The organism is Massilia eburnea (assembly GCF_050709955.1).
GTDB classification, from domain to species: domain Bacteria; phylum Pseudomonadota; class Gammaproteobacteria; order Burkholderiales; family Burkholderiaceae_D; genus Rugamonas; species Rugamonas eburnea_A.
Map to the genome: position 1 here is coordinate 1 of NZ_JBNZFX010000019.1, position 16,090 is coordinate 16,090.

The 16,090-nt window shown below is 62.2% G+C and carries 18 protein-coding genes and 1 tRNA gene; 11 read left to right on the forward strand and 8 right to left on the reverse strand.

Features of this window, described 5'->3' with window-relative positions; genetic code table 11:
• Window positions 1-376, forward strand: a 376-nt coding sequence (locus ACQ4MM_RS10665) for an aminoacyl--tRNA ligase-related protein (RefSeq protein ID WP_431477347.1), incomplete at its 5' end; no start/stop codon positions are given.
• Window positions 377-458: 82 nt separating this feature from the next.
• Window positions 459-548, forward strand: a tRNA-Ser gene (locus tag ACQ4MM_RS10670).
• A 137-nt stretch (window positions 549-685) separates the two neighbouring features.
• On the opposite strand, the gene arsH is transcribed toward ACQ4MM_RS10670, so the two are convergent.
• The 4 genes from arsH to ACQ4MM_RS10690 are packed head-to-tail and all read right to left on the reverse strand — an operon-like array spanning window position 686 to window position 3,040.
• Window positions 686-1,399, reverse strand: a complete 714-nt coding sequence (gene arsH / locus ACQ4MM_RS10675; RefSeq protein WP_431477348.1) for an arsenical resistance protein ArsH — start codon at window positions 1,397-1,399, stop codon at window positions 686-688.
• A gap of 5 nt (window positions 1,400-1,404) precedes the next feature.
• A complete protein-coding gene (locus tag ACQ4MM_RS10680) occupies window positions 1,405-2,166 on the reverse strand; it encodes an aquaporin (RefSeq protein WP_431477349.1) in 762 nt (253 codons plus the stop codon).
• Window positions 2,167-2,181: 15 nt separating this feature from the next.
• Window positions 2,182-2,661 (reverse strand): arsenate reductase ArsC, encoded by a 480-nt coding sequence (locus ACQ4MM_RS10685; protein WP_431477350.1) that lies wholly within the window; start codon window positions 2,659-2,661, stop codon window positions 2,182-2,184.
• Between the two features lie 40 nt (window positions 2,662-2,701).
• Window positions 2,702-3,040 (reverse strand): ArsR/SmtB family transcription factor, encoded by a 339-nt coding sequence (locus tag ACQ4MM_RS10690; protein WP_431477351.1) that lies wholly within the window; start codon window positions 3,038-3,040, stop codon window positions 2,702-2,704.
• Window positions 3,041-3,203: 163 nt separating this feature from the next.
• Between ACQ4MM_RS10690 and ACQ4MM_RS10695 the strand changes: the two genes are divergently transcribed.
• The 4 genes from ACQ4MM_RS10695 to ACQ4MM_RS10710 are packed head-to-tail and all read left to right on the forward strand — an operon-like array spanning window position 3,204 to window position 7,165.
• Complete coding sequence (locus tag ACQ4MM_RS10695) at window positions 3,204-3,515, forward strand: ArsR/SmtB family transcription factor (protein WP_431477352.1); 312 nt, start codon at window positions 3,204-3,206, stop codon at window positions 3,513-3,515.
• Window positions 3,516-3,571: 56 nt separating this feature from the next.
• A complete protein-coding gene (locus ACQ4MM_RS10700; protein WP_431477353.1) occupies window positions 3,572-5,014 on the forward strand; it encodes an NAD(P)-binding domain-containing protein in 1,443 nt (480 codons plus the stop codon).
• Between the two features lie 13 nt (window positions 5,015-5,027).
• Window positions 5,028-5,921: a sterol desaturase family protein gene (locus tag ACQ4MM_RS10705; RefSeq protein ID WP_431477354.1), complete on the forward strand. Its 894-nt coding sequence runs from the start codon at window positions 5,028-5,030 to the stop codon at window positions 5,919-5,921.
• A gap of 11 nt (window positions 5,922-5,932) precedes the next feature.
• A complete protein-coding gene (locus ACQ4MM_RS10710) occupies window positions 5,933-7,165 on the forward strand; it encodes an MFS transporter (protein ID WP_431477355.1) in 1,233 nt (410 codons plus the stop codon).
• On the opposite strand, the gene ACQ4MM_RS10715 is transcribed toward ACQ4MM_RS10710, so the two are convergent.
• Window positions 7,158-7,544, reverse strand: coding sequence for a hypothetical protein (locus ACQ4MM_RS10715; protein ID WP_431477356.1), 387 nt, complete (start codon window positions 7,542-7,544; stop codon window positions 7,158-7,160). The two genes, ACQ4MM_RS10710 and ACQ4MM_RS10715, sit on opposite strands and share 8 nt — an antisense overlap.
• A 317-nt stretch (window positions 7,545-7,861) precedes the next feature.
• On the opposite strand from ACQ4MM_RS10715, the gene zwf reads away from it, so the two are divergent.
• Window positions 7,862-9,325 (forward strand): glucose-6-phosphate dehydrogenase, encoded by a 1,464-nt coding sequence (zwf, locus tag ACQ4MM_RS10720; RefSeq protein WP_431477357.1) that lies wholly within the window; start codon window positions 7,862-7,864, stop codon window positions 9,323-9,325.
• On the opposite strand, the gene ACQ4MM_RS10725 is transcribed toward zwf, so the two are convergent.
• Both ACQ4MM_RS10725 and ACQ4MM_RS10730 read right to left on the reverse strand, forming a co-directional pair.
• Entirely contained in the window at window positions 9,309-10,064 is a 756-nt protein-coding gene (locus ACQ4MM_RS10725) for a LytR/AlgR family response regulator transcription factor (protein ID WP_431477358.1), read from the reverse strand. The two genes, zwf and ACQ4MM_RS10725, sit on opposite strands and share 17 nt — an antisense overlap.
• Window positions 10,061-11,179: a sensor histidine kinase gene (locus ACQ4MM_RS10730; RefSeq protein WP_431477359.1), complete on the reverse strand. Its 1,119-nt coding sequence runs from the start codon at window positions 11,177-11,179 to the stop codon at window positions 10,061-10,063. The genes ACQ4MM_RS10725 and ACQ4MM_RS10730 overlap by 4 nt, the downstream gene beginning before the upstream one ends.
• Before the next feature lie 104 nt (window positions 11,180-11,283).
• Between ACQ4MM_RS10730 and ACQ4MM_RS10735 the strand changes: the two genes are divergently transcribed.
• Together ACQ4MM_RS10735 and ACQ4MM_RS10740 are read left to right on the forward strand one after the other, a co-directional pair.
• Window positions 11,284-13,356: a TonB-dependent receptor plug domain-containing protein gene (locus ACQ4MM_RS10735; protein WP_431477360.1), complete on the forward strand. Its 2,073-nt coding sequence runs from the start codon at window positions 11,284-11,286 to the stop codon at window positions 13,354-13,356.
• 128 nt (window positions 13,357-13,484) lie between these two features.
• The gene (locus ACQ4MM_RS10740) at window positions 13,485-13,862 is read left to right on the forward strand and encodes a thermonuclease family protein (protein ID WP_431477361.1); all 378 of its coding nucleotides are present in this window, start codon (window positions 13,485-13,487) and stop codon (window positions 13,860-13,862) included.
• On the opposite strand, the gene ACQ4MM_RS10745 is transcribed toward ACQ4MM_RS10740, so the two are convergent.
• Window positions 13,859-14,755 carry a LysR family transcriptional regulator gene (locus tag ACQ4MM_RS10745; RefSeq protein ID WP_431477362.1) on the reverse strand — a complete coding sequence of 299 codons (897 nt, stop codon included), beginning with the start codon at window positions 14,753-14,755 and terminating at the stop codon, window positions 13,859-13,861. The genes ACQ4MM_RS10740 and ACQ4MM_RS10745 overlap by 4 nt on opposite strands.
• A 116-nt stretch (window positions 14,756-14,871) precedes the next feature.
• Here ACQ4MM_RS10745 and ACQ4MM_RS10750 point away from each other — a divergent pair, with 116 nt between their 5' ends.
• Both ACQ4MM_RS10750 and ACQ4MM_RS10755 read left to right on the forward strand, forming a co-directional pair.
• Entirely contained in the window at window positions 14,872-15,390 is a 519-nt protein-coding gene (locus ACQ4MM_RS10750) for a hypothetical protein (RefSeq protein WP_431477363.1), read from the forward strand.
• 66 nt (window positions 15,391-15,456) lie between these two features.
• Window positions 15,457-16,089: a glutathione S-transferase family protein gene (locus ACQ4MM_RS10755; protein ID WP_431477364.1), complete on the forward strand. Its 633-nt coding sequence runs from the start codon at window positions 15,457-15,459 to the stop codon at window positions 16,087-16,089.
• Window position 16,090 lies beyond the last annotated feature (1 nt).

Sequence of the window (16,090 nt, forward strand, 5' to 3'; positions counted from 1 at the left end):
AGAAATGGTCGGCCACGCCGAAACCATCCTGCAGGCACTGGGCTTGCCATACCGCGTCATGCAGCTGTGCACCGGCGACATGGGCTTTGGCGCCGCCAAGACCTACGACCTGGAAGTATGGCTGCCGGCACAGAACACCTACCGCGAGATTTCTTCGCTGTCGAACTGCGAAGCCTTCCAGGCCCGCCGCATGCAGGCACGTTTCCGCAATGCTGCGGGCAAGCCTGAACTGCTGCACACACTGAACGGCTCCGGCCTGGCAGTGGGCCGCACCCTGGTCGCCGTGCTGGAAAACTACCAGCAGGCCGACGGTTCGGTGGACATTCCAGCCGCGCTGCAGCCTTATATGGGCGGCCTGACCAAGCTCGTAGCATAAAGTTGAAAATAGCCCTTCCTTTTTTTTAAGGGGCTGCTATAATCTTGGCTCTCAACGGCGACCACCGTTAAGTGCAACACCTGGAGAGGTGGCAGAGTGGTCGAATGTACCTGACTCGAAATCAGGCGTACGTTAAATCGTACCGTGGGTTCGAATCCCACCCTCTCCGCCAAAACACTGAAAAAGCCCTTGTTGATCAAGGGCTTTTTCTTTTTCTTCGTCTGATTTCTACTGCCTGTCCACCTTTCAACGCACTGCGTTCGAATGCTGGCAATGAGGCGCTGGGCTACCGGGATCGGTGGGGCTCTTTCAGAGCTTCTCGATCTGGCGGTCAATGGCCTTCCTGGCGCGCTCATTGCGTTCACTGTAGCGGTCAGTCAGGTAATCGGTGCGCCCGCGCAGCAGCAGCGTCATTTTGAACAGCTCCTCCATCACGTCGACTACGCGGTCGTAATAGGCCGAAGGGCGCATGCGGCCGGCTTCGTCGAACTCCTTGTACGCCATCGGCACCGATGACTGGTTGGGGATGGTGAACATGCGCATCCAGCGCCCCAACAGACGCAGCGTGTTGACGACGTTGAATGACTGCGAGCCACCGCATACCTGCATGACCGCCAACGTGCGTCCTTGGCTGGGGCGAACGGCGCCTTGTTCGAGCGGGATCCAGTCGATCTGATTCTTCATGACAGCCGTGATGGCCCCATGGCGTTCGGGGCTGCACCAGACCTGGCCTTCCGACCAAAGGCACAATGCGCGTAGCTCCTGGACCTTCGGGTGCTCTTCCGGGACGCTGCCCACCATCGGCAGCTGCATCGGATCAAAAACCTTCACCTCGGCGCCGAGGTGGGTCAGGATGCGGGCCGCCTCCTCGGTAAGAAAGCGGCTGAAGGAGCGTTCCCGCAACGATCCATACAGCATCAGGATGCGCGGCGGGTGGGACAGGTCGCCCACCGGCGCCAGTTTGTCAACGCTGGGGATGTCCAGCAGCTCGCCTTTGAGATTCGGTAAATCAGGTATGGACATATAGTTCAAGATTCCATTTGGTTGGCGAAATCGCTCGGCGCCACGGTGCCACCGACAGTTGCGTCCGCAGGCGGTGCAGGGTAGAGCCAAGTGAAGAGCGCGGTCGCGGCGGTGGCGCCTGCCAACTGCGCCAGGATGAACCCTGGCGTATCCGAAGGACGGATGCCGGCAAAGGTATTGGTGGCGGCGCGCGCCAAGGTGACGGCCGGGTTGGCGAACGAAGTCGACGCCGTGAACCAGTAGGCCGACGTGATGTAGGCTGCGACGGCGAATGGCGTGATGCCCGGGCGGCTGCGCGAGCAACCGATGATGACGCCGATCAGGCCGAAGGTCGCCACGCATTCGCTCCACCATTGCGAAGCGCCGCTGCGCACGTGCTCCGAAGCCTGAAACACCGGTTCGCCGAACATCGCGTGCGCGGCGGCCACGCCTGCGAAGGCGCCTACGACCTGGACCACCACGTACGGCACTACGTCGCCGGCGGCAACGTTCTTTTGCCACGCTTCCGACAGCGTGACAACGGGATTGAAGTGGGCGCCGGAGATTGTGCCAAACATCAGGATCAGCGCAACCAGACCGGCGCCGGTGGCGATGGTGTTGGCCAGCAGCGCGATGGCGACATTGCCGCCCGCCAGGCGTTCAGCCATGATGCCTGATCCCACTACCACCGCCAGCAGCATGGTAGTGCCCAGGCCCTCGGCAACCAGGCGTCGCGCGCGGCTCATGCGCTTCACGGCCTGCGTGTCCAGCTTATCGATCTCGGTCATGGACGTTTCCTGCGCTTAGGCTTGCAGCGTGCCAATGCGATCCAGTTCCGTCTTCATCTGGACTGGATCTTTCTTTAGTGCTTCCAGCGGCAGGGCGAAGAAGGCCTCAATGCGCGCGCGCAGGGTGCGGTAGGCATGCATGAAGGCGGCGTCGATCTCTTCGTCGGTACCGGTCGCGTAGGCAGGATCTTCCACCCCCCAGTGCGCGCGCATGACCGGCCCCAGGTAGGCCGGGCACTCCTCGCCGGCGGCGCTGCCGCAGACGGTGATGACGATGTCAGGAGTGACAGGGAGCTTGTCCCACGATTTGCTGTGGTAGCCCTCGGTGGAAATACCCTGGCGTTGCAGCAGCGCCAGGGAGCGCGGGTGGACATAGCCGGCCGGTTTGCTGCCGGCACTGACGGCATGCCAGCCTTCCGGTGCAAGGTGGTTGAAAGTCGCTTCGCCCAAGATGGAGCGGCAGGAGTTGCCGGTGCAGAGAATCAGTACGTTCATGTTGCTGGGTTCTATAGATGAAAGTTGAAATCGTTGTTAATCAGGTCGTCGTCTGGCCTGGCTGGCAACTGGTCGCCGTGGCCGGGGCGCAACTGGCGCCGCCGCAGCAGTTGTCGGTCAGGTAGGCCAGGACGCCATTTATCGTGTCGAAGTTGGCGCTATAAATGACGAAGCGTCCTTCCTGGCGGGAAGTGACCAGGCCGGCGTGGGACAACTCCTTCAGGTGGAACGAGAGGGAGGATGGCGCCACGTCCAAATGTTCAGCGATCTTGCTGGCCGCGAGCCCTTGCGGGCCGGTCTGCACCAGCAAACGGAAAGTGCTGAGGCGGGATTCTTGCGCCAGCGCGGCGAGTGCCGCGATGATGTCCTTGGTTTCCATGTGCCTGTTCGATTCGATTTTGTCTGATTCGATATTGATTGATGATCGAAATGATACCGCAAGTCGCCGCATTGCTTTGACATTTCAAAGAATATCGAATTATCTTGACAGCCTGATGACATCGGAACTATTCTTCATTCGTCGATGAACGAATGAGGCATGCATGAGCAGCTGTTGCGGTGAGAAAGGGGATGGGAAGCTCCCGGAAGTGAACGCGGAGGAGGTCGCCCAACTCTGCAAGGCCTTAGCCCATCCAGCCCGAGTGCAGCTACTGTGCTACCTGGCCGCCTATGGCGCCTGCTACTTCGGTAACTTGGCCGATATCTTGCCGTTGTCGCCATCGACCATCTCGCAGCACGTGACGATTCTCAAAGACGCGGGCCTGATATTGGGGTCGTCCGATGCACAAAGGGTGTGCTATTGCATCAACCCCGAGCGGATCGGGCAGCTCAAGCAGCTCATCAATGCCCTTTGAGGGCATTTTTTTGAATCTATTAATTCGTTATTCGACGAATGACAAAGGAGAGGATTATGCAAAGCATTGCCATCACAAAGTTGAACCTGCCCGTTGCCGTCCTGGGTGCGGGTCCCATCGGCCTTGCCGCCGCCGCGCACCTGATTGAACGCGGGTTCATGCCGCTGGTATTCGAGCAGGGCACTGCAGTTGGCGCCAACCTGGAAACCTATCGCCATGTGCGCCTGTTCTCGCCATGGCAGTACAACATCGACAAGGCGGCGCGCAAGCTGCTGGAGCGCAGTGGCTGGCTCGCGCCGGCACAGGATGGATTGCCTACCGCTGGCGAACTGCTGGAGACATACCTTGCCCCGCTGGCCAAACTGCCAGAGATGGCGTCGGCATTGAAATTGGGGCACAAGGTCATCCAGGTGGCGCGACAGGGTTTCGATAAGGTGAAAAGCCGGGGCAGGGAACAGGCGCCGTTTGTTGTCCGGGTGGCTGGGCCGGAAGGTGAGCGCGACTACCATGCGCAAGCGGTGATCGACGCGACCGGAACATGGTCGAATCCGAATCCATTGGGCGCAAACGGCCTGCCTGCCTTGGGCGAACTTGGCTTTGCCGGAAAAATCGCTTACGGCATGCCTGATGTGGCAGGGGCCGAGCGTGCAAGCTACGCCGGCAAGCGCACGCTGGTCGTTGGCGCAGGCCATTCGGCCGCCGGTACCTTGCTGGCGCTGGCCGACATCGCTGAAACGGTGCCTGGTACGTCGATCGTGTGGGCAACGCGCGGCGACCAACTGGCGCGTGTCTTTGGCGGGGGCGAAGCCGACGGCCTGCCGGCGCGGGGCCAACTTGGCTTGCGCCTCAAGGCGCTGCGCGATTCCGGAAAGCTGGAGCTGCACACCAACTTCCACATGACCACGTTAATGGAGGTGACTGGCGCCATCAATGTGCTTGGCGAAGCCCCGAGCGGGAACCAGGCGGTCATCGGCGGCATCGACCGCATCGTCGCCGCGACCGGAGCGCGCCCCGACCTGAACCTGACCCGCGAAATGCGAGTCCGGCACGACCCATGGCTGGAAAGCACCGACGCGCTGGCGCCCCTGATCGATCCTAACGAGCATAGCTGCGGCAGTGTGCGCCCACACGGACACCGTGAGCTGGAGCACCCGGAAGCGGGCTACTACGCGGTGGGCGCCAAGAGTTACGGCCGCGCGCCGAACTTCCTGATGGCGACCGGCTACGAGCAAGTGCGCTCCGTGGTGGCGCGACTGGCGGGCGACCTTGTCGCCGCCGACGATGTGCAGTTGGACCTGCCGGAAACCGGCGTCTGTAACACGCGTTTCGCCTACGAACCGCAGGCCGCCGCGCCAACCGGATGCTGCGGCGGCCCCGCCGCTGATGCCAACGCCGCATGCTGCGCGCTCGACGAAGGCGAGAAGTCGCAGGGACGCCCCGGCTGCGCGACGCTGGCCGCATGCAGCCCGCAACCCAAAGCAAGCGCCTGCTGCGCGTGATCCGGGAGACGCCATGTTCAAGACAATTGTCGAACGCTACTTGCTCCAGGCCGGCCTTGCGCTCAGCCTGGTCTCGTTCATGCTGGCCAGGGCAGTCGGAGCGAACCTTGAGCTCGCGGTTGTGCTGCCGAATATCCTGCTGTTGATCGCCGCCGGCATCGCAGAGCGGCAAATGCCGTACCGACACGACTGGCGTGAAGGGCAGGGCGACCTGCGCACCGACATCACCAGCGCGGCACTACTGTTCGCGGTGCTCGACCCGCTGCTGAAGTGGGGGCTGCCGGTGGCCGTGCTGGGCTTGGCCGGCACTGGCGTGCAAGCGGCGGGCGCCGCGCTTTTCCCGGTCGAGTGGCCGTTCTTCGCGCAAGTCCTGCTGGCCGCGCTGCTCGCGGAGTTCACAAGCTATTGGTCGCACCGCCTGCACCACCACGTGCCGGCATTGTGGTGGCTGCACGCGCTGCACCATGGCAGCGAACGGATGTACTGGCTGAACAACTTCCGCATTCACCCGTTGAACTATGCGATCAACTACGTGCTGGGGTTCGCTCCGCTGCTGTTAATGGGTGTGCCAACGGACATCATCCTTGGCTACCTTGCGCTGACCTACCCGGTGCTGATGCTGCAGCACGCCAACCTGCCACTGCGCAGCGGCTGGCTGAATTACGTGTTCAGTACCAATGAAGTACACCGCTGGCACCATGCGAACGATGTGAAAGAGGGGGACCGCAACTTCGGCCGCGCGCTGGTGGTGTGGGATATGGTATTCCGCACCTTCCACTATCGCCCGGCCGGCAACGATCCCGCGCAGGTCGGTCTGTACCTGCCGACCCGCTATCCCGCGCGCTCGACGTTCGAACAGCAGGTGTGGTCGATGTTCCTGCCGGGTTGCTGCCGTGCGGCAGCGTGAGGATGGTGCGCATGCATGATCGCAAACCCGTCGCCATCCTCGCCATCACGCAGCTTGTCTTGTGGGGCATGCTGTACTACGCGTTCGGCGTGCTGGCGAGCCGGATACAGTCCGACCTGGCGCTCACCGCCAGCCAGACATTTGGCGCGTTCTCCTTGAGCGTGCTGGTCGCCGGACTGGCCGCGACGCCGGTCGGCATCGCGATCGACCGCCATGGTGGGCGCGGGATCATGGTGCTGGGCTCCATCCTGGCATCGGTGGGATTGTGTACCATGGCCACGGCCGCATCGTTCGGCGGCTACCTGTTGGCGTGGACGATTCTCGGGGCAGCCATGTCGCTGACCCTGTATGAAGCGGCATTCGCCACGTTGAACAAGTCCATCACCGGCGACGCCGCGAAGTCGATTTCGACCGTGACCCTGGTCGGCGGCCTGGCCAGCACCGTCTTTTGGCCGCTTACCGAAGCCTTGGCCGCGCAACTGGGCTGGCGTGCAACGCTCATGGCCTACGCCGGTGTGCAATTGGTTTTGTGCGCGCCGCTTCACTGGGCTTTGGATGGGCGCAACCGGCACAGCGTGGCGGGGCAGCAGCACGGCGGCGTCACGCTGCCGCAAGCCATGCGCCAACCGCAGTTCTGGCTGCTCGCGGCGGCATTCGCGTTCAATGCCTTTATCTTCTCCGCGTTGTCGGTGCACCTGATTCGTGTCGTGCACGGGTTGGGGCACGGCATGGGCTTGGCGTTATCGCTGGCCGCGTTGATCGGGCCGATGCAGGTCGCCGGACGGCTCGCGGAGCGCACCTTGGGCGCACGCCGCCCGCCAGCGCTGATTGGCGCATACACCTTCGCGGCGCTGCCCGTAGCGCTGCTGGTGTTCGCGCTGTGCGGTCGCCACGCCTACGCGGCCGGATTGTTCTGCATCCTGTACGGACTAAGTAACGGCGTGCTGACCATCCTCCGCGGGACGCTACCTGCCTCGATGTTCGGCCGCAAACAGTACGGTGCAATTTCCGGTGCGCTGGCGGCGCCGGCACTGCTTGCCAAGGCCAGTGGACCACTGGTGTTTGCCATAGCGTTGGACTATGCCGGCGTCCAGTCGATGCTCATGCCGTTGGTCGTTCTTGCTGCGATGTCGTTCGGACTGTTCATACTGTCGGTCAGGTGCCAAGTGCGGTCGGAGGCCCAAACTGCCGACGAACAACGGCGGTGGAAACGCGGCCGTTTTTTCCGCCTGCCCGCTAAATGACGGGTATTGTTACTCGCCAGTCTGCCTTGCCCCACGCCGTATTGACTGCTTTGCGGCAGATGACATCAACGTCGTTCTTCACATTTTTCGTATGCCAGCGGACGGCGAGTGGCACTTCGCATTTTGGAACCATTGGCGGATCCGACGGATTCCACACTATCCGGTTCGATTTGAGTCTCACATTCTCTCGTTGAATGAACTGCTTGGCCGCCTCCCGGATGAAGTAATTTTGCTGCAGGCTTTTTCCAAATACATGCACATGAAGCGTCCACTTGCGTTTGATTTCGGGCGCCGCGCTGCGGATACATGTGACGAGCACGCTCTTTTCGTTTTCGTGCACCGTCCAGGTGGCACGCAGCGGAGTCAGGCAAGCGGGCACCACTATTCGTTGATCTGGCCCGATGGGTTCCCAGTCAGTCCTGTTTTCGAGGTTGTGCCGATCCAGAAACCTTCTGGCAGCCGCCTGGGCTTCGCACAGCTCGCGGTATGGACCACCGTCTGCAGGGCGATAGTAGGGCGGCTCGCAAAGGACTCCCCCGGCCCAGGCGGGGCAAGTCGTCAGGAGCCAGGCGCCCCAAATAGCCGATCGTAAACTTCCAGGCAAGCTTCCTCCGTTAATGTCACTCTGCCGTCTGGCGAGACTTTGGGTATTATTGTCATACCGACCCGCTACCGCAAACGCAATTGAACCTTGATATGACCTCTACTACTCAATTCGATTCAAGCCTGCCACTCGACATGATCATTTTTGGCGGGGTGGGTGACCTCGCGATGCGCAAGCTGCTGCCGGCGCTGTATATGGCGCACCTGCACGGCAACCTGCCGCCAGGGACCCGCATCATTTCCACGGGCCGCCAGGAGTATGACCGCGCGGCGTACCTGGCCTTCGTCGAGGAGCATTCACGCCCCTTCGTCAGCGGTGAAAATTTCACGGACGAGGCCTGGCGCAGTTTCCTGCAGCTGCTCGAGTTCGTGCGGATCGACGTGGAAAAGGACGGCATGGCGCCGCTGGCAAAAGTCTCGCGCCAAGGCGCGGAACGGGTGTTCTACCTGGCTACCGCGCCGTCGCTGTTCACCACCATCTGCGACAAATTGTCCGAAGCGGGCCTGGTCGACCGGAACGCGCGCGTGGTGCTCGAAAAGCCGCTGGGGCGCGACCTTGCGTCCGCAGTTGAGATTAACGAGGCAGTCGGCAAGCATTTCGAGGAATCGCAGATTTACCGCATCGACCACTACCTCGGTAAGGAAACCGTGCAAAACCTGATGGTGCTGCGCTTCGGTAACTCGATCCTGGAACCCCTGTGGCGCGCGCCGAACATCACCAGTGTGCAGATCACGGTCGCCGAAGAAGTGGGCGTGGGCAGCCGCGCCGGCTTCTACGACAGTGCCGGCGCCATGCGCGACATGGTGCAGAACCACTTGCTGCAGCTGCTGTGCATCGTCGCGATGGAGCCGCCGGCCTCGTTGGCGCCGGATGCGGTGCGTGACGAGAAACTCAAGGTCCTGCGCTCGCTGCGCCGTTTCAGCCTGGCCTCTATCGCGCGCGACACCGTGCGCGGCCAATACGTGCGCGGCGTGAGCGGCAACCAGGAAGTGCCCGGCTACCTGGAAGAGCGCAATGTGCCTGAGGGCAGCGGCACCGAGACCTTTGTGGCAATGCGCGCCTACATCGACACTTGGCGCTGGTCCAAGGTGCCGTTCTACCTGCGTACCGGCAAGCGCATGGCGCGCCGCTCGTCCAAGATCGTGATTGAGTTCGCAAATCCACCGTTCCCATTGTTCCCGGAGACGCCGGGCGGGGTGGCCAACCGGCTGGTGATCGAGCTGCAGCCGGAAGAGGCGATCAAGCTTCAGCTCATGGCAAAGCAGCCTGGCAGTGGCATGCAGATGCAGCAGGTGGCGCTGAACCTGGACCTGCAGTCCGCGTTCTCGCAGCGCCGGGCCGAAGCCTACGAGCGCCTGCTGATCGACGTGGTGCGCGGCCGCCTGACCCACTTCATGCGCCGCGACGAGCTGGAAGCGGCCTGGGAATGGGCCGATCCGATTATCAACGGCTGGAGCGCCCTGGCCGAAAAGCCGAATCCTTACGCTGCCGGTACCTGGGGGCCGTCCGAATCGTTCGCGCTGCTGGCGCGCGATGGCTTTAGCTGGGTAGAGTAGGCCGCGCGAGGCGCGCCTTCACCGATGCGGCATAACGCTCGCTGACCGGCAGCTGCGCACCGCCGGCCAGCGTCAATTCGTGGCTTCCTTCCTGGAGCTGGCGCATGGCCTGCAACTGGCTGCTGCGCACAAGGATGCGGCGGTGGATGCGGAGGAATTGTGCCGGGTCCAGGTAGCGTTCCAGCTCCGACAGGGTGCTGCGGTGCAGGAAGGTGCGCTGCGACAGGTGCAGCTCGACGTAATTGCCCGCAGACTCAATCCATAGCACGTCCGCCAGGTTGACGCGGTCTATCCTGCCGACTGAGCGTACCGCCAGTTCGGTCCAGTAGCCTGGCGTTGGGTCGACGAAACCGCGCAGGGCCCGTGTATATGCGGCGCGCTGGTCAACCAGTTTGCCGGCGCGATCGAGTGCTTGCCGCAGCCTGCGTTCGTCCACCGGCTTGACGATGTAATCGAGCGCGTGGACGTCAAATGCCTCCAGGGCGTGGCCACGGTGGGCCGTTACAAATACGATCAAGGGCGGAGATTCAAGGCGGCTTACTTCAAGCGCAAAATCCAGGCCTGACTCCACCGGCATCTGCACGTCGAGCAGCACGATGTCTGCGCTGCCCGATTCCAGGAAGGAGCGCGCGGCCGCCGCACTGGCGCATTCCGCGGCGACCTGCCAGCCCAAAGCGTGCAGGGCAAACCGAAGGTTGGTGCGGGCGTGGGCCTCGTCGTCTACGATGAGTGCTCTCATTGGCGAGACCTCCAGGGCAGCGACAGCTCCGCCAGGAAGCGGTTGCCGGAATGCCTGGTCACCAGCATGGCGGCGTCACCGTAGGCCAGCTGAAGGCGCGCGCGAATGCCGCGCAAGCCGATTCCCAGGCCCGCGGATGGAGCCGCCAGCGAACTGACCGGGTTCGAGACCCGCACTTTGAGATGGTCACCGTGCCGCATGAATGCCACTTCGATATCGCTGGCGCCTTCACGGCATTCAAGATCGTGGCGCAAGGCGTTCTCGACCAGTGGCTGCAGCAGCATCGGCGGGCAATCGATGCCGTTCTCCAGCAAGTGTGCGCCTTCAATGCTTACCTGCAGGCGTTCGCCAAAACGCAGGCGCTGCAAGTCCAGGTAATTCTGGACGAACTCCAGTTCCTTGGAAGCTTCCACCCAGTCGTTTTCGCTGCTTGCCAAGGCATATTCCAGCAGGTCGCCGAGGCGGGACAGTCCCTCCAGCGCGAGTGTCTTGTCGTCCATGCGCACCAGGGCGCCGATCGCGCTCAGCGTGTTGAAAATGAAGTGCGGTTCGAGCTGGCCACGCAGCGCGGCGAGCCGCTGGCGCTCAAGCGACAGCAGGGCCTGGGCCAGTTGCTGGTCTTGCCGCCGCCGTTGGCGCCAAAGGTGGATCGCCACTACGACCCCAAAGGCCATCGTCAACAATACGTATTCGACAAACCATTCGAGTTTGTCCATGGTCAGCACATAATTCCAGGCGTTGCCAAGGGTCGGTGGAATGTCGAATTTAAAGCAACGGCGGAATGCCAGTCCAAGCATCGCTGTCGGCCAGCACAGTGCGAGATAGGCGAGGTAGCCCAGGCCGACACGCCGCATGCTGGCGAGCCAACCAGGATGGCGCCGGTAGAGCATGTACAACAGATAGCTTTGCGCCATCATCAGGGAGTAGCCGAACCACCACCCGGCTGTCATTTGCCAGTAGCTGCGCGTGTCGCCGCTGTCGATACGGTCGCCGTAGGTGGTGATGCCGGCCAGCGCGCAGACTAGCGTCCACAGCGCGAAGTTGGCCAGCAAAGCGCGCAGCCAGGGCGGCATTGAAAGTAGTCGGTCCATGGCGCGGCAGTATATCAGCCGCATTTGGGCGCTCGTCCCGGTGGGCCCGGTGTTCGTCACAATCCGTATCGTTTCTCCGGAACTCTCGCCAACAATGCGCATCGTTCTTTCACAACCGGGTAATTACGATGCGAATCCTGCTTTCCATGTTTTTAGTTCCGCTTTGCGCCAGTGCCGCAGACGATGTGGTGCGTGTCGAGGTCAAGGCGGCCAGCACCCTGCAACAACGCCGCGACGATAGTGCCGGCCGGGTTGTCGTGTCACGCGACGAGCTTTTACGTTACGGCGATTCCACCCTGGCCGATACCCTGCGGCGCCAGCCCGGGGTGACGGTAAACGGGGCGCAAGTTCAGTTGCGGGGGCTTGGCGGCGGGCGCACGCAATTCCTGCTGAATGGAGAACCGGCACCGCCGGGATTTTCGCCGGACAGCCTGGCGCCGGAACTTATCGAGCGCATCGAAATCCTGCGCAGCGCCAGTGCCGACAGCAGTACCCAGGGTATCGCCGGCAGCATCAATCTCGTTCTGCGCCGAAGCGCCGGGCGTGCCAGGTCGCTGGCCACGCTGGCCGGCAAGGACTCTGGCTCCGGCTGGTCACCGGAAGCGTCGTTCGACCTGTCTCGCCCCGGTGACGATTATTCCGGCAACGTGACGATACAGGCCGCGCGCGGGAAGAGTGCGTCCGAAAGCAGCATCTTCGACAGCACATCGTCGGCCAGGCGACTCACTGCGGAACAGAATTTCTCGGCCAGCGAGCGTATAGGACTGGCCCCGCGCCTGACCTGGAAATTCGACAGCGAAACCAAGATGGCCTGGCAAGGCCTGCTGGATCATTCCCGCAATCGCAACCGTGGAACAGCCCGGGAAATTGCCTTGTTCGGTGATTCGAGCGATTTTCCCCTGAATGCATACAGCGCAGATGCCCGCACGGACATTGCCCGCAGCGACATTGAGGCGAGCCATCGCTTTGGCGACGCAAACCGCATCGACTGGAAAGCCGGGTTGGCGCATAACCGGCGCGATGGCGACTATATTTTCAATGGAAATAGCGCGGCGGGCGATGCGCTCTGGCTGCGTCACGTCACCTCAAGCGCGGCGGACGATGGCGCCAGCAGCAGTGGCAAGCTGCGTTTTGGCGGCAGCGGCGTGCACGCGCTGGCAGCAGGATGGGATGGCTCGGTAGTTCGGCGTGCCGAATGGCGGCGGCAAGAGGATGCCAGTGCGGCGGGGGCACCGCTTGGCGAGCTTGACCAGCGCTACACCGCACGCGTGCGGCGATTCGCCATGTATGCGCAAGATGAATGGACGGTATCACCCGGGTTCGACGCATATCTCGGCCTGCGCTGGGAAGGCTTGCGCACCTTGACCAATGGACGTGATTTGGCGGACGTCAGCAGCACGTCCAGCGTCTGGAGCCCGGTGGCCCACCTGCTGTGGCGCTTGCCCGGTTCGCGCGACCAGCTGCGGCTCGGCCTTGCCCGCAGCTACAAGGCGCCCAATACGCGTGACCTGGTGCCGCGCCGCTTCACCGTCAACAATGGCAACGGCCCGGCCAATCCCGACGTGCAGGGCAACCCGGCCCTGCGTCCGGAACTGGCGTGGGGAATCGATGCCGCGTACGAAAGCTATTTCAGCAAGGACAGCATGTTCAGTGTGGCTGCCTATCACCGGCGCATTGCCAACGTTATCCAGTCGCTCCTCTTCGAGGATAAGGGGAAATGGGTGGCGACACCAAGCAACATCGGCGGCGCCGTTACCCAGGGCCTGGAACTCGACGCGCGTTTGGCATTCGGCGCGGGTTCTATGGCGCGTTTGGGAGTGACGCGCAATTGGTCGCATGTCGATTCGGTGCCGGCGCCAGGCAACCGCCTTGGCGAGCAAGTGCCGCTGACGATCAACGCGGGCCTTGATTTCCGCTTTAGCGCTGGAGCGACGGCAGGCTTCAACTGGAATTTGCAGAAGGGCGGCCAGACGCATGTATCGGTCTCGCAATGGCGCGGGCAAAGCACAGAACGCCGCCTGGACCTGCAGGCCACCTGGCCTTTGCGGCCTGGCCTGACCTTGCGCGCCATTGCAAGCAATGCGCTGAAGCCTGACACGCGCAATACACAACTATTCGAGGATGGACGCCACGATGCCCTGCGCGAGGTGACGGGCAGTGGTCAGCGCACCTTCAAGCTTGCTGCGGAAGTCGCGCTGTGACGATACAATTGCGGCCATCCAAACAAGTGGAGTAGGAAATTAAGAAGCTTGCACTGATCTTTGCACTGATTTGCAACCAATCATACGCAGACCCGGTCATCGGCGTTTCCGATGGCGATACGCTGACTGTGCTGAGCAAAGGACACCCCGTCAAGGTCCGCCTTGCGAATATCGATGCGCCGGAAAAGAAGCAGCCTTTCGGCGCGCGCTCCAAGCAGTCGCTGTCGGACCTTTGCTTTGGCCGCGATGCGACGCTCGACTCGGGAAAACAGGACCGCTATGGGCGCACCGTAGCTGTTGTCCGTTGCGGCAACGTTAACGCCAACGTGGCGCAAGTCCGCAAAGGAATGGCCTGGGTCTACCCCCAGTACAACCACGACCCGTCGCTGCCGGCGGTCGAGGCCGCGGCGCGCAATTCCCGGGTCGGTTTATGGGCGGAACGCGATCCGCTCGAGCCTTGGCTGTACCGCAAGGAGCGCAAGGCGCGCAGCAGTTACCTGAACTAGGCGCCTCGGCCTTCAAACAGGTCTTTCATTTCGCGCAGGCCGGCGGTCAGGCATTCGACTGTCGCAGATACCTTCGGAATGCCGCGCAGCTGGCGTGGCGTGAGCAGCCAAAGCTGCGAACGGAAGTCCGTCAGCAGCGGCGATACGCGCCGCAGGCGCGGGTTGGCATCGCCCAGGTGGCAAGGCAGGATGCCGACGCCTAGTCCTTCTTCAAGCAGCCGGCATACCGCCAGGGTGCTGGAGCAGCGCGCCACCGCGCGCCGCATCAGGCCTTCCGCTTCAAGCCATTTCGATGACGCCAGGTGTCCCAGCGATTCATCGACCGTGACCCAGGCCTGCTGGTGCAGGTTCTCTTCGGAGACGTTGGGCCAGCCCACCGGGACGTAAATGGCCAACTCGATATTGCAGATTACGCGGCCGATCAACTCTCCATCCGGTTCCCCTCCGGAGCGCAGGGCGATATCTGCTTCGCGCTGGCGTACGTTTGCCAGGCTTTCGCCGATTTGCAGGTTGACTGTGATGTCGGGCAGTTCGCGCCGGCAGCGCGCCAGCAGTGGCGGCACGATGCGCGGCATCAGCACTTCGGTCGTGGCCAGGGTCAGGCGGCCGGCGACACCCAGATCGGCATCACGCTCCAGGTCGCGCAGGCGCAGGTCGAATTCTTCCGCGACGGCCAACAGCTCCGTCGCGGCCGCAGTTGGCTGGTATCCCTGCCGGCTGCGCTCAAACAAGGTGGCTCCGAGGCTGGCCTCGATATCGCGAATTCGGCGGAACAGGGTTGGATGGCTGGAGCCCAAGGCTTCGGCGGCTTTGGACAGGGAACCGTGGCGGGCCACGGCAAGAATCACCTGGTAATCGTTCCAGGCGAGTCGGCTGGTCAGGAATTTGTTCATCGCCGCATTCTACGCGTTGTTCATTTTTGAAAGCACGTTGTTCATTCCATGCCTGTCGCCCGGTGGCGCCGGTGGCCAGAATGGAGCCATTCAACCACTCTTCCAAGGAATGAAAAATGATTCGCAAGCTCCTGATAGCACTTGCCATGTTGGTCGCCGCCTCTGCGCACGGCGCTGAAAATGCGGCTTGCAGCGCGCCTGAATACAAACAGTTCGATTTCTGGGTCGGCAACTGGGAAGCCTTCGACCGTGATGGCAAGCTGCTTGGTCATACGCTGATCGAGAAAATTGAGCAGGGTTGCGTATTGCAGGAGTGGTGGCGCGGGAATGGCGCGGAAAACGGTGCAGGTACAAGCCTCAGCATGTATGACCGCAAGCACAAACTGTGGCGCCATGTCTGGGCCAGCGCGCGCGGCAATTTCGCGCCGATCGATGGCGGCTGGCAGGGCGACCGTATGCTGATGACTGGTTACTTCATCAACGACAAGGGCGAGCGGGAATTCCATCGCACGGTATGGAAGCCAATTCCTGGCGGCGTGCACCATGTGTGGGATGCCACCACGGATGGCGGCGTGACCTGGAACGTCCTGCACGAAGCATGGCTGCGCCGTACCGATAAAGTCCTGGTAAAGTAGGGCGCCTGCAGCCGCCGGCAAACTGTTTTACTATTGTCCGCCTGATTACTCCAACTCAAAAGGACCATGATGGCGGAATTCAAACTGCACTGCTTTGCTGCTTCGGGCAACTCGTACAAGGTTGCCCTTTTCCTGGCGCTGGCCAAGGCGGACTGGGAACCTGTGGTGGTGGACTATTTCGGTGGCGAGACGCGCACTGAAAGCTGGCGCGATAACCTGAACGAGATGGGGGAAATCCCGGTGCTGGAGCACAAAGGCCTGAAGATCAGCCAGTCCGGCGTGATCCTCGACTACCTGGCCGAGGTGACCGGCCAATTCGGCGCCCGCAACGACGATGAGAAGCGCGACATCTGGCGCTGGATCCTGTTCGACAATCACAAGTTCACCAGTTATTACGCCACCTTGCGCTTCATGGTCGGCTTGCAGAAGGTTGGCGACACGCCCGTGACCCAGTTCCTGCGCGAGCGTGCGGTGGGTGCTTACCGGATCGTCGATAAGCATCTGGCGGAAAACAGATTCCTGGTCGGCGACCGCCTGACCATCGCGGACCTGTCGCTGGTTGGCTATGTCTACATGCCGGAGGAAACCGGCATCGACATGAGCGAGTTCCCCAACATCGCGGCCTGGAAGGGGCGCATCAGCGATCTTCCCGGCTGGCGTCATCCGCACGACCTGATGCCGGGCAAGAAGGCGTTTTGAC

Bases quoted from the DNA above. Each gene is read 5' to 3' on its own strand.
- arsH (WP_431477348.1), bottom strand. From the start codon at position 1,399: ATGTCCATACCTGATTTACCGAATCTCAAAGGCGAGCTGCTGGACATC.
- ACQ4MM_RS10680 (WP_431477349.1), bottom strand. From the start codon at position 2,166: ATGACCGAGATCGATAAGCTGGACACGCAGGCCGTGAAGCGCATGAGC.
- ACQ4MM_RS10685 (WP_431477350.1), bottom strand. From the start codon at position 2,661: ATGAACGTACTGATTCTCTGCACCGGCAACTCCTGCCGCTCCATCTTG.
- ACQ4MM_RS10690 (WP_431477351.1), bottom strand. From the start codon at position 3,040: ATGGAAACCAAGGACATCATCGCGGCACTCGCCGCGCTGGCGCAAGAA.
- ACQ4MM_RS10695 (WP_431477352.1), top strand. From the start codon at position 3,204: ATGAGCAGCTGTTGCGGTGAGAAAGGGGATGGGAAGCTCCCGGAAGTG.
- ACQ4MM_RS10700 (WP_431477353.1), top strand. From the start codon at position 3,572: ATGCAAAGCATTGCCATCACAAAGTTGAACCTGCCCGTTGCCGTCCTG.
- ACQ4MM_RS10705 (WP_431477354.1), top strand. From the start codon at position 5,028: ATGTTCAAGACAATTGTCGAACGCTACTTGCTCCAGGCCGGCCTTGCG.
- ACQ4MM_RS10710 (WP_431477355.1), top strand. From the start codon at position 5,933: ATGCATGATCGCAAACCCGTCGCCATCCTCGCCATCACGCAGCTTGTC.
- zwf (WP_431477357.1), top strand. From the start codon at position 7,862: ATGACCTCTACTACTCAATTCGATTCAAGCCTGCCACTCGACATGATC.
- ACQ4MM_RS10725 (WP_431477358.1), bottom strand. From the start codon at position 10,064: ATGAGAGCACTCATCGTAGACGACGAGGCCCACGCCCGCACCAACCTT.
- ACQ4MM_RS10730 (WP_431477359.1), bottom strand. From the start codon at position 11,179: ATGCGGCTGATATACTGCCGCGCCATGGACCGACTACTTTCAATGCCG.
- ACQ4MM_RS10735 (WP_431477360.1), top strand. From the start codon at position 11,284: ATGCGAATCCTGCTTTCCATGTTTTTAGTTCCGCTTTGCGCCAGTGCC.
- ACQ4MM_RS10745 (WP_431477362.1), bottom strand. From the start codon at position 14,755: ATGAACAAATTCCTGACCAGCCGACTCGCCTGGAACGATTACCAGGTG.
- ACQ4MM_RS10750 (WP_431477363.1), top strand. From the start codon at position 14,872: ATGATTCGCAAGCTCCTGATAGCACTTGCCATGTTGGTCGCCGCCTCT.
- ACQ4MM_RS10755 (WP_431477364.1), top strand. From the start codon at position 15,457: ATGATGGCGGAATTCAAACTGCACTGCTTTGCTGCTTCGGGCAACTCG.